General features: G+C 64.5%; 12 protein-coding genes. 10 read left to right on the top strand and 2 right to left on the bottom strand.

All coding sequences use genetic code 11. The annotated features are described in order from the left end of the window. The first annotated feature begins 77 nt into the window (after positions 1–77). Complete coding sequence (locus N551_RS0110530) at positions 78–269, top strand: hypothetical protein (RefSeq protein ID WP_027566956.1); 192 nt, start codon at positions 78–80, stop codon at positions 267–269. Positions 270–318: 49 nt separating this feature from the next. On the opposite strand, the gene N551_RS39645 is transcribed toward N551_RS0110530, so the two are convergent. Continuing rightward, the gene (locus N551_RS39645) at positions 319–543 is read right to left on the bottom strand and encodes a hypothetical protein (protein WP_027566955.1); all 225 of its coding nucleotides are present in this window, start codon (positions 541–543) and stop codon (positions 319–321) included. 250 nt (positions 544–793) lie between these two features. Here N551_RS39645 and N551_RS0110515 point away from each other — a divergent pair, with 250 nt between their 5' ends. The 3 genes from N551_RS0110515 to N551_RS0110495 all read left to right on the top strand — a co-directional run bounded on the left by N551_RS0110515 (position 794) and on the right by N551_RS0110495 (position 3,068). After that, positions 794–1,111 (top strand): DUF1476 domain-containing protein, encoded by a 318-nt coding sequence (locus N551_RS0110515; RefSeq protein WP_027566954.1) that lies wholly within the window; start codon positions 794–796, stop codon positions 1,109–1,111. Between the two features lie 41 nt (positions 1,112–1,152). Continuing rightward, positions 1,153–1,458 carry a hypothetical protein gene (locus N551_RS0110510; protein ID WP_027566953.1) on the top strand — a complete coding sequence of 102 codons (306 nt, stop codon included), beginning with the start codon at positions 1,153–1,155 and terminating at the stop codon, positions 1,456–1,458. Between the two features lie 674 nt (positions 1,459–2,132). Beyond that, positions 2,133–3,068, top strand: a complete 936-nt coding sequence (locus N551_RS0110495) for a septal ring lytic transglycosylase RlpA family protein (protein ID WP_081747816.1) — start codon at positions 2,133–2,135, stop codon at positions 3,066–3,068. Here the strand turns inward: N551_RS0110495 and N551_RS0110490 are convergent. Then, a complete protein-coding gene (locus N551_RS0110490; protein WP_027566951.1) occupies positions 3,062–4,018 on the bottom strand; it encodes an alpha/beta fold hydrolase in 957 nt (318 codons plus the stop codon). The two genes, N551_RS0110495 and N551_RS0110490, sit on opposite strands and share 7 nt — an antisense overlap. Before the next feature lie 151 nt (positions 4,019–4,169). On the opposite strand from N551_RS0110490, the gene N551_RS0110485 reads away from it, so the two are divergent. The 6 genes from N551_RS0110485 (at position 4,170) to N551_RS0110460 (ending at position 10,908) form a co-directional block, all read left to right on the top strand. Further along, positions 4,170–5,432, top strand: a complete 1,263-nt coding sequence (locus N551_RS0110485; protein ID WP_027566950.1) for a D-alanyl-D-alanine carboxypeptidase family protein — start codon at positions 4,170–4,172, stop codon at positions 5,430–5,432. Between the two features lie 2 nt (positions 5,433–5,434). Continuing rightward, a complete protein-coding gene (gene tmk, locus N551_RS0110480; RefSeq protein ID WP_027566949.1) occupies positions 5,435–6,121 on the top strand; it encodes a dTMP kinase in 687 nt (228 codons plus the stop codon). Then, the gene (locus N551_RS0110475; RefSeq protein WP_027566948.1) at positions 6,118–7,164 is read left to right on the top strand and encodes a DNA polymerase III subunit delta'; all 1,047 of its coding nucleotides are present in this window, start codon (positions 6,118–6,120) and stop codon (positions 7,162–7,164) included. Before tmk ends, N551_RS0110475 begins: the two co-directional genes overlap by 4 nt. Before the next feature lie 106 nt (positions 7,165–7,270). Continuing rightward, positions 7,271–9,307, top strand: coding sequence for a methionine--tRNA ligase (gene metG, locus N551_RS0110470; RefSeq protein WP_081747815.1), 2,037 nt, complete (start codon positions 7,271–7,273; stop codon positions 9,305–9,307). Between the two features lie 13 nt (positions 9,308–9,320). After that, a complete protein-coding gene (locus N551_RS0110465) occupies positions 9,321–10,097 on the top strand; it encodes a TatD family hydrolase (RefSeq protein WP_027566946.1) in 777 nt (258 codons plus the stop codon). 13 nt (positions 10,098–10,110) lie between these two features. Next, entirely contained in the window at positions 10,111–10,908 is a 798-nt protein-coding gene (locus tag N551_RS0110460) for an MBL fold metallo-hydrolase (protein ID WP_027566945.1), read from the top strand. Positions 10,909–11,028: the final 120 nt, after the last annotated feature.

Below are 11,028 nucleotides of genomic sequence, written 5' to 3'. Positions count from 1 at the left end.
CAGATTATGCAGTCGACCCGCCGTGCCGCCCAGCGGGACCATGCGGAACTCTTTCCTGACGTCCGCGTTATTTCGCCATGACGGAAGATGTTTCCTACCGGCGCAAGCCCTTGACCCCCGAGCAGCGGCAGGCGCGCGATGCGACACGCCGTATCGAAGCCGAAAAAGCCATGCGCGAGCACGAAGCGGCGCAGAAGGCGTTTTATGCCAACAAGGAACGGCTGAGAGCCGAACGGTTGGCACGTGAGCAGACCGAGGCGAAGGGCTGACCGCACGCGGTCGCTCCGTCAAAGATGTCCTTGCCCGCGAGCGCCGACCTCAGTGCCGGTGAGGGACGCGCGTCACGCTCAACGCCTGCTTCAGCGCCTGGACGGCACTTGCGAAAGGTCTGCGAGGCGATTGTGCCTCGATCGCTTCGGCTGCGACGCGACAATCATCAGCGACCTTGAGCAACCCGCCTCGCGCGAGGTCCATGGTGGAGAGGGCTGCCTGCTCCAGACAGACCCGTTCAAGCCGTCGAAACTCCCGCAGTTCTTTGTTCATGCGTCAGCTCTCGATGTCCCCGGGCCATGCGGCGCTGAGTCTGCTTAACAAATAGTAAACATCCCTCCCTAGCTGAGCTGGCTGGCGTAGAGCTGGTCGGTGCCCTGCAGACGCCCGGTGGGCGCAGCCGAGCGGGCTTGACGGCGCTTGGCTTCCGCCGGAAGCTTCAGATGACCCTGACGTGAACCACGGAGACGTTTGCTTCCAGCCAGTCCGATCCCGATCAGCGAAAACGACATTGGAGCTGACCATGACCACGTTCGACAAGCGCGAGCAGGGCTTTGAGGCCAAATTCGTCCACGACGAGGAGCTCATGTTCAAGGCCACGGCCCGGTCCAACAAGCTGCTCGGGCTCTGGGCCGCAACCCAGCTCGGCCTCAGCGGCGATGTCGCAGCCGGCTACGCGACGGCGTTGGTGACGGACCATCTGGAGAACCAGTCGATGGGCGAGATCCTCGACAAGGTGGCAGGCGATCTCGCCGCCAAAGGCGTCGCGCGCGACCAGGTCGCAGCCAAGCTTCAGGAATGCATGCATCAGGCGTTGCAGCAACTCGAAGCGGACAAGTGAAAGCAAGCCGGCCGTCGACGGCTGGGATCGGGAGGCGGGTGGTGTCTTGCGGAGGAGTATTTTGGAGCAGCTTCGGCACATCGCCCGGCGCGGTCGCGCTCGCTGCTGCGATCCTGTTCGGCTGCAGCGGCGCTGAAGTATCGGCCACGCCGCTGACGCCATTTCGCTACGAGGCGCAGGCGCAGCGTCATTGCCCGCACGACCGGGTCGTCTGGCTCGATTTCAGCAAAGGCGTCTACTACGGCAAAGGCCAGAAGCGGTACGCCCAGGGATTTGACGGCAGCTTCGTCTGCCTGAGCGAAGCCCGTGACAGCCTCCACCGGCGATCGCTGCTTGGACTGCGCTAAGCGTATTTTTTCGGGAAATGCCGGGTGCTCAGGCGAAGGCCAAGGCCACTAGGCTGGAGCACAGCAGGACCAAACCACCGGCGGTCAATGCCAGGAAGCCATCGGATACGAGGTCATGGTTGCGCATGGGACACCTGCCGCTCTCGTCTGCGATGCTCGATCGGATCGCTTAAAAGTGTCCGAACGCGCCGTCTTGAAAGGGTGATGCTTGCCGCCCGCGCGAGTGCCTCAGGCCCTCGTGCGGTAACCTTCAAACGCATGGGCCAGGAAGATCCCCGCGCTTACCAAACCCATCAGTGCCGAAACCGTCTCGATCATCGTCTTATTCCATTCCGCCCTGCACGCGAGAAAACGCGGGCGGCCTTGCACAGTCAAAAGAATTCCAGTGAGCGGCGCGACAATGGGGGTGGAGTGAGGATTTGGCGCAACAGAATGTCCGGCCACGGCACAGAGCAGGGCGCCCGCGCCCCGTAGTTCAACGGGGCGAACGCATACGCCCCGTTTACCATCCCGGCGTGAACGCTGTGGGCTCCCCATTTCCGCCGTGTTCGGGTTGCGTTATCGTTACCACTTCCGACGCGGTGGTGGGCCGCCTCGGAGCAAAGGACCGGATAGCGCTGCCCCGTAGCCAAAGCGGGTTAGGTACGCCTCCGGCGAAATGGTATTTGGGGCGAATGGGGATCCGTCGGTCAGATTCGGTTTTGCGGGTCGCGCGCGCTGCTGCGATGGCCGCGACCTGCCTTGCGCTCGCCAATTGCGCCTCCTCCAACAAATTCGCCAGCCGCGTCGATCCGAAATACGGCGTGTCCTCGAGCCCCCGGGTGGTGGCTTTGGGCGATCCGGTCCCGAAGGGCGGCGGCGCCTACCGCGTCGGCAAGCCCTATGTGGTGGGTGGCCGGACCTATGTGCCCGAAGAGGACGTCAACTACCGCGCCGAAGGCATGGCGTCCTGGTACGGCGACGATTTCCACGGCCGCCTGACCGCCAATGGCGAAGTGTTCGACATGGGCTCGCTGACCGCGGCGCATCCGACCCTGCCGATGCCGTCCTATGCGCGGGTCACCAACGTCTCGAACGGCAAGTCGCTGATCGTCCGCGTCAATGACCGCGGGCCCTACCACGGCAACCGGCTCATCGACGTCTCGAACAAGGCCGCCGAACTGCTTGAATTCAAAGGCAATGGCATCGCCAAGGTCCGTGTCGAATATGTCGGGCGGGCGCCGCTGGAAGGCTCCGACGACCGCCAGCTGATGGCGACCTTGCGCACCGGGACCCCGGCGCCGTCACCTTCGATGGTCCGGGTCGCCTCCGCGAGACCCTTCGTGCCGGAGCTGCCGTCGTCGAACCGCGGTGCCATGCGCGGCGAAGTTCCGACGCCGGAGGGACGGCCCTACAATCTCGGCAACACCTCCGCCGACATGGCTTCACTCAGTGCGACCTCGGAAATGTCGGCCTCGAGCCGTAACCGGGGCCGGGCGCTCCAGAACGCCCGCGCCGTGTCCTATGATGGGGACGGACGCTATGCGACCGAGAGCGCGCCGTCCGGCGCCTACGCCTCGGACGGGGCTGCTGAGGCCCGCGGCATCCTGAGCGGCCGCGGCCTCTACTGAGCCGCGCTTTCCTTCAAGAACCTCACCAGGGCCGCATTCACCTCGTCGGGCCGCTCCTGCTGGACCCAATGGCCGGCGCCCTCGATGATCAGCTTTCGCTTCAGATTGGGCAGCACGCGCTCGAGCTCGTTGACGCGCTTGGCTCCGATCAGGCCGGTGATAACGGCGTCTTTCGAACCGGCAATGAAGAGCGAGGGCTGGTGAATCTGCGCATCCTGCCAGGGCGCCGTCAGCTCCCAATTGCGGTCGAGGTTGCGATACCAGTTCAGCCCGCCGCGGAAGCCGGACTTGCGGAAGGATTCGGTGAAATAGGCAAGGTCAGTCTCGCTGAGCCAGGCCGGCAGAGGCTCCTCCGGATTGCCGTGGCCGAGGAAGCCCTTGCCCTCCTGCACGAACATTGCCGCGGAGGGATCGGCAAGGCCCCGCCCGCCGAGCACGATGCGCATGGTGCGCGCGACGTCGTGCTCGAACTCGGCCTCGGCAATGCCGGGCGCCTGGAAATACTGCCAATAGAAATTGCTGATGCCGCCCTGGCGCAGGAGGTCGAGCGGCTTGCCGCGGCCGCGGAACGGCGGCGGCACGCTCAGGCCAGCGACCGCCGTGAAGATGTCGGGCCGGAACAGCGCCGCGTGCCAGGCCACCGGAGCACCCCAATCGTGGCCGACCACCATCGCCTTGGTCTCGCCAAGTGCCTGCACGAGGCCGACGACGTCGCCGACCGTGTCGAAGATCGAATAAGCCGTCGCCTCGGGCGGCGCTGAGCTCTGGCCATAGCCGCGCATGTCGGGGGCGACGACGCGAAACCCGGCCTGCGCCAGCGCCGGGATCTGGTGGCGCCAGGAGTAGGAGAGTTCCGGCCAGCCGTGGCATAGCACCACCAGCGGCCCCTGACCGGCTTCGCGGATGAACAGGTCGATGCCATTGGCCTTGATTACGCGGGTGGATGACATCGCTTTTCCGCCTTGTTTCAGGGGTTTGGTCAGAAAATCTGAGGTGCCACGATAGGGGCGGGACGAGAATCGTGCAATCTCGGGACAAGCGGCCACCCCGTGTTGTTCGCACCCGCTCCAACTGTTAGAACGCCGCTCTCAGGGCTTGGCCATGGAATTTCATCTTTCCTCGTTGGGGCGCACCCGGTTCATCGCCGGAGCGCTGGCGCGCGGGCTGATCGCGACGGCTGTGGTGGCGGCCATCGGCTGGGGCGGGGCGCTCTACGCCGCCAACCAGAGCGTTCAGGGCGCCAAGAAAACAGATGATGCCGGCTTCGACGGCGACGCCCCGACCGCGATCCTGATCGAGGCGTCCAGCGGCAGCGTGCTGTTCGAGAAGAACGCCGACGAACTGCGTGCGCCCTCGAGCATGATGAAGCTGATGACCGCCGAGGTCGTCTTCAACGCCATCAAGAAGGGCGACATCAAGCTGACCGACGAATACCGGATCAGTGAGAACGCCTGGCGCCGGGGCGGCGCGCCCTCCGGCGGCTCGACCATGTTCGCCGCGATCAACAGCAAGGTCACCGTCGACGATCTCCTGCACGGGGCGATCATCCAGAGCGGCAACGACGCCTGCATTGCGCTCGCCGAAGCCATGGCGGGCAACGAGCGGATTTTCGCCGCCGACTTCATGACCAAGCGCGCCCGCGAGCTTGGCCTGACGAAGTCGACCTTCGGCAATTCCAACGGCTTGCCCGACCCCGCCAACAAGATGACGGTGCGCGAGCTCGGCATCCTCGCCCGGCACATCATTCTCGATTTCCCCGAATTCTATAAACTGTTCGGCGAGAAGGAATACACCTGGAACAAGATCCGCCAGCCCAACCGCAATCCGTTGCTCAATTCCATGGAAGGCGCCGACGGTCTGAAGACCGGCTACACCAAGGAAGGCGGCTACGGCATGGTCGGCTCGGCCGTGCAGAACGGCACGCGGCTGATCGTCGTCGTCAACGGGCTGGAAGACCCCGAAGATCGCGCCACCGAAGCCAAGAAGATGCTGGAATGGGGTTTTCGCAATTTCGAGACCCGCACCCTGATCGCGGCCGATCAGCCCGTCGGCTACGCCAAGGTGTTCGGCGGCGAGAGCCGTTCGGTGAAACTGGTCGCCAAGACGCCCGTGAAAGTGATGGTGCACAAGAACGGCAGCGACAAGCTGATCGCGCGCGTCGTCTATAGCGGCCCGGTGCGCGCGCCGGTCGAGGCCGGGCAGAAGGTCGGGCTGGTCAGGGTCTGGCGCAGCGGCAACATCGCGGTGGAGACGCCGGTCTATGCTGCAGACGCGATCGGCACTGGCTCGACCGTGCGCCGCGCGATCGACGGCGCCAGCGAGCTCGTGATCGGCATGTTCCGTGCGGGCGCCGAGAAGCTCTGATCATGAGTGAAAGTGCGGTAAAGTGGCCGTCCGGACGCGGGCGTTTCGTCACCTTTGAAGGCGGCGAGGGTACTGGCAAGTCGACCCAGATCAAGAAGCTCGCCGATCGTCTCAAGGCAGCCAGGATGCGCATCCTCGTCACGCGCGAGCCGGGCGGCTCGCCGGGCGCCGAGATCATGCGGCATCTGGTGCTGTCAGGCATGGGCAAACTGCTCGGACCCGAGGCCGAGACGTTGCTGTTCGCGGCCGCGCGCGACGACCATGTCCGCACCGTGATCCAGCCCGCGCTCAACCAGGGCACCTGGGTGCTGTGCGACCGCTTCGCCGACTCGACGCGGGCCTATCAGGGCAGCCTCGGCCGGGTACCGGCGGCGCTGATCAACGCGATGGAGCGGGTCACGATCGGAGATCTCAAGCCGGACCTCACCATCATCCTTGATCTGCCGGTCGAGATCGGCTTGCAGCGCGCGGCCGCACGCCGCGGCAGCGGCACGCCGGACAGGTTCGAGGCCGAGAAGCTCGGTTTCCATCAAGGTCTGCGCGAGGCCTATCGCAAGATCGCAGCGGACGATCCTGCGCGCTGCGTGCTGATCGACGCCAATTCCGACCCTGATACGGTTGCCGGACGCATCTGGACCGCGTTGCGTGATCGCCTGCTTCCGACGCCGGCATCGGTGGTGTCCATATGAGCCCGCGTCAGACCGAGCGCGAAACCGCCATTTCTCATCCGCGCGAGACGAGCGTTCTGTTCGGCCATCGCGAGGCCGAGACCGCGCTGCTCGCCGCCTATCGCAGCGGGCGCATCCCGCATGCCTGGCTGATTGGCGGGCCGCAAGGCATCGGCAAGGCGACGCTGGCCTATCGGATGGCTCGCTTCGTGCTCGCTCACGGCCAGCCGCTGGCGCTTTCGGTGCAGCGCGCCGAGGATCTCGCCATCAATCCTGATGACGCCGTGGCGCGGCAGGTTGCGGCGAGCTCGCATGGGGGCCTGTTGACGCTGGAGCGCACCGCCAACGATCGCGGCGTGATGCGCACGGTAATCACCGTGGACGAGACGCGCGAGACGATCGGTTTCTTCGGCTCGACCGCGGCGGCCGAAGGCTGGCGCGTCTGCATCGTCGATACCGTCGACGAGCTCAATCCAAATGCCGCCAACGCGCTGCTGAAAATTCTCGAGGAGCCGCCGCAGCAATCGCTGTTCCTGCTGGTGAGCCACGCGCCGGCGCGCGTGCTCGCCACAATTCAGTCGCGCTGCCGCAAGCTGCGCCTGCGCGCGCTCGCAATTGACGACGTGATTGGAGCAGCCGCCACCGCGGCCGATCTCGACCCGAATGATCCGGCGTTGCGCGAGGCGGCGGAGGCGTCCGAGGGCAGCGTCGCGCGGGGGCTGACGCTGCTCGGCGGTGACGCCCTGAAGCTCCAGCAACGTACGGCCGCGCTGCTGGCGCGACTGCCGCAGGTCGATCCGCGCGAATTGCACACGCTCGGCGAATCGCTCGGCACGAGCGACCGCGTTGCGCTTGCCGCCTTCATCGACGGCATCGATCGCTGGATCGCGGAACGCCTGCACGCCGACGAGGCCAATGCCAACCAGAACCTGCCGCGCCTTGCGCGCCTAGCTGAGGTATGGGAAAAGATCGTCCGCGCCGCGCGCGACACCGAAACCTACAATCTGGAGCGAAAGCCCTTGGTTTTCTCGGTGTTCGGCTGGCTGGCGGACGCAACGCGCTAGAGCATGATCCGGAAAACTGTGCAGCGGTTTTCCAGTGGGATCATGCTCAAGACAATAAACTAACGCAGGTTCGTTTCCAAATTTCGAGACGGTAAAGGAATTCGTCGTGGCAGCGCGAGCTAAGAAAACCGCTAAGGGCAAGGGCAGCAAGAAGGCCGCCACGAAGGCCCTCAAGAAATCCGCGAAGAAGTCCGTGAAGGCGCTCGCGCGCAAAGCTGCCAAGAAGGTCAAGAAAGCCACGAAGACCAAAAAGACGGCTGCCAAAAAAGCCGAGAAGGAGAGCGCCGCGAAGACGGCAAAGAAGGCAGCGAAGAAGCAGGTCGTTGCCAAGAAGACGGTGAAGACAGCGACCAAAAAGCCAGCCAAGGCTTCGGCGAAGAACGAGACTTCGGCAAAAAACAAGGCGTCGGCGAAAAACAAGGCCCCGGCGAAGAAGATAGCCAAGACGGCGAGGGTGGCTGCGCCTGCCGTGACCACCACACTAGCTCCTGTCGCCACGCCGCCGAAGGCTGCGAAGCCCGATGTATCGAAGCCCAAGGCCCCGCGAGCACCGAAGTCCGTCGCCACGCCGCAGGCCACCACGCCAGTGGCCGTCCCCGCGCGCGACAACGTCTTCTACATCACGACTGCGATCGCCTATCCCAATGGCAGTCCTCACATCGGCCACGCCTATGAGGCAATCGCGACCGATACGTTGGCGCGGTTCGCACGACTCGACGGCAAGGACGTGTTCTTCCTGACCGGCACCGACGAGCACGGCCAGAAGATGGTTCAGACCGCGGCCAGCGAAAAATTGTCCGTCTCGGAGCTCGCGGCCCGCAATGCCGGCCGTTTCAAGCAGATGGACGAGCGCCTCAACGTGTCGTTCGACCGTTTCATCCGCACCACCGAGGAGCAGCATCATCGCTCCAGCCAGGAGATCTGGCGACGCATGGAAGCGAACGGGGACATCTATGCCGACATTTATGCCGGCTGGTACTCCGTGCGTGACGAAGCCTATTACGCCGAGGACGAGACGCGCCTGAACGACGACGGGGTGCGGCTCGGGCCGCAGGGAACGCCGGTCGAATGGGTCGAGGAGAAGAGCTATTTCTTCCGCCTGTCGGCCTATCAGGACAAGCTGCTCAAGCTCTACGAGACGCAGCCCAATTTCATCGGCCCCGACTCCCGCAAGAACGAGGTGGTGAGCTTCGTCAAGGGCGGCCTGCGCGATCTCTCGATCTCGCGCACGACGTTCGACTGGGGTGTCAAGGTGCCCGGCGACGAAGAGCACGTGATGTATGTCTGGGTCGACGCGCTCACCAACTACATCACCGGCGTCGGCTTCCCCGACGAGAGCAACAAGAACTGGCGTTATTGGCCTGCCGACGTGCACATCATCGGCAAGGACATCATCCGCTTCCATGCGGTGTACTGGCCGGCGTTCCTGCTGTCGGCCGGGATCCCGCTACCGAAGCGGGTCTATGCCCACGGCTTCCTGTTCAGCAGGGGCGAGAAGATGTCGAAGTCGGTCGGCAACGTGGTCGATCCCTTCAACCTCGCCGACCAGTACGGCGTCGACCAGATGCGCTATTTCTTTCTGCGCGAAGTGCCGTTCGGCCAGGACGGCAACTACAATCACGAGGCCATCGTGGCGCGCATCAATGCCGATCTCGCCAACGATCTCGGCAACCTCGCGCAGCGCTCGCTGTCGATGATCGCAAAGCAGCTCGGCGGCGTGCTCCCGGGCCCCGGCGAATTCAGCGACAACGACAAAGCGATCCTGTCACAGGCTGACGGCATGCTCGCGGCGTCCCGCGAAGCGATGGCGACGCAGCAAATCCATCACTGGCTCAACGCCGTATGGGCCGTGGTCGCGGAAGCCAACCGCTATTTCGCGGGCGAAGCGCCGTGGGCGCTCGCCAAGACCGATCCTGTCAGGCAGAAGACGGTGCTCTACGTCACTGCCGAAGTCGTGCGCCAGATCGCGATCCTGACCCAGCCGGCGATGCCGACGGCCTCGGGATTGCTGCTGAACAGCCTCGGGATCCCCGAAGGGGAGCGCAACTTCGCCGCGCTCGGCGGTGCAACGCGCATCGCGCCCGGTACGACGCTGCCCGCGCCGACGCCGGCCTTCCCGCGCTACATCGAGCCGGCAGCCTAAAGGCGTTCGCACCATGCTGGTCGACAGCCACTGCCACCTGGATTTTCCGGATTTTGCGGAGGATCTCGACGGGATCGTGTCGCGGGCGCGAGCGGCCGGCATCGGCCGCATGGTCACCATTTCGACTCGGGTGAAAAAGCTGAACCAGCTTTTGTCTATCGCCGAGCGCTATGACGACGTCTATTGCTCGGTCGGCACCCATCCGCATAACGCCGATGAGGAAGACGGCATCGCGCCGGACGAGCTGATTGCGCTGACGCAGCACCCCAAGGTCGTCGCGCTCGGCGAAGCCGGGCTCGACTATTTCTACGACAACGGCTCGCCGGAGGCGCAGGCGAGGGGCTTTCGTGCCCACATCGCTGCCGCCCGCGCCACCGGCTTGCCGCTGGTAATCCACACCCGCGAGGCGGACCAGGATTGCGGCCGTATCCTAGAAGAGGAGACGGCAAAAGGATCGTTTCGCGCCGTGTTGCATTGTTACACCGGCGGGCGCGAGCTGGCGCTGAAGGCGGTCTCGCTCGGGCTCTATATCGGCTTCACGGGCATCCTGACCTTCAAGAAGTCCGAGGCCCTGCGCGCGCTTGCGGCCGAACTGCCGTCCGACCGCATTTTGGTTGAAACAGACTCGCCCTACCTTGCGCCCGGCAAGTTCCGGGGCAAGCGCAACGAACCGGCCTATGTGGTCGAGGTCGCAAAAGTGCTCGCCGAAACACGCGGCGTGTCGTTTGACGAGATCTCGCGCCAGACAAGCGAAAACTTCTTTCGCCTGTTCTCCAGGGTGAAAGCTTAGAACTGGGAGCCGCATGACGCTGACGCTGACGATCCTGGGCTGCGGCTCCTCCGCCGGCGTGCCGCGCCCGGCACTCGGCTGGGGTGCCTGCGATCCCACCAATCCCAAGAACCGCCGTCTCCGCTGTTCGCTGCTGGTCGAGCAGACATCGGACGAGGGCACCACGCGTATCGTGATCGACACCTCGCCGGACCTGCGCGAGCAATTGCTCTCGACCAATGTCGACCACATCGATGCAGTGTTCCTGACCCACGAGCACGCCGATCAGACCCACGGCATGGACGATCTGCGTTCGGTCGTGATGCACATGCGCCGGCGGATTCCGATCTATCTCAATCAGACGACCGCGAACGACATCATGTCGCGGTTTTCCTATTGCTTCGTCTCGCCGGCGGGCAGCGACTATCCGCCGATCCTGACGGGACATTCGATCGAGGCCGGTGAAAGCCAGACCATCCAGGGGAAGGGCGGCGCAGTGACGATGACCGCCTTCCTGGTGCAGCACGGCAACATTCCCGCGCTGGGCTATCGCATCGGCGATGCCGCCTACACACCCGACCTCAACGACATCCCGCGCGAGAGCTGGGGCGCTCTGGAAAATCTGGATCTCTGGATCGTCGATGGCCTCCGCTACACCAGCCATGTCAGTCATTTCAGCATCAACGACGCGTTGTCCTGGATCGAGCGCTTCAAGCCGAAGCGCGCCGTCATCACCAATATGACGGCCGACGTCGATTATGAGGTGATCCGGCAGTCGCTGCCGGCGGGCGTGGTGCCCGCGTATGATGGGCTGCGGCTGGAGACCCGCTGAACCTGCGGTGGAAATTCCGGCGAGAGCCGGCATACTGCTTGCTTGCGCTAGCCCCATCATGTTGATCTAACGTCTGAAAGACAGGGCGCTGGGCAGAGGCGATATCCATGCAGGACCGGC

Source organism: Bradyrhizobium sp. URHA0013 (genome assembly GCF_000518345.1).
GTDB lineage: Bacteria > Pseudomonadota > Alphaproteobacteria > Rhizobiales > Xanthobacteraceae > Bradyrhizobium.
The sequence above is the reverse complement of the archived record's forward strand: the minus strand, read 5'-3'. Positions and strand labels throughout refer to the sequence as shown.

Coding starts and splice junctions, on each gene's coding strand:
- N551_RS0110515 (WP_027566954.1), top strand. CDS start 794: ATGACCACGTTCGACAAGCGCGAGCAGGGCTTTGAGGCCAAATTCGTC.
- N551_RS0110475 (WP_027566948.1), top strand. CDS start 6,118: ATGAGCCCGCGTCAGACCGAGCGCGAAACCGCCATTTCTCATCCGCGC.
- N551_RS0110490 (WP_027566951.1), bottom strand. CDS start 4,018: ATGTCATCCACCCGCGTAATCAAGGCCAATGGCATCGACCTGTTCATC.
- N551_RS0110495 (WP_081747816.1), top strand. CDS start 2,133: ATGGGGATCCGTCGGTCAGATTCGGTTTTGCGGGTCGCGCGCGCTGCT.
- tmk (WP_027566949.1), top strand. CDS start 5,435: ATGAGTGAAAGTGCGGTAAAGTGGCCGTCCGGACGCGGGCGTTTCGTC.
- N551_RS39645 (WP_027566955.1), bottom strand. CDS start 543: ATGAACAAAGAACTGCGGGAGTTTCGACGGCTTGAACGGGTCTGTCTG.
- N551_RS0110485 (WP_027566950.1), top strand. CDS start 4,170: ATGGAATTTCATCTTTCCTCGTTGGGGCGCACCCGGTTCATCGCCGGA.
- N551_RS0110530 (WP_027566956.1), top strand. CDS start 78: ATGACGGAAGATGTTTCCTACCGGCGCAAGCCCTTGACCCCCGAGCAG.
- N551_RS0110465 (WP_027566946.1), top strand. CDS start 9,321: ATGCTGGTCGACAGCCACTGCCACCTGGATTTTCCGGATTTTGCGGAG.
- N551_RS0110460 (WP_027566945.1), top strand. CDS start 10,111: ATGACGCTGACGCTGACGATCCTGGGCTGCGGCTCCTCCGCCGGCGTG.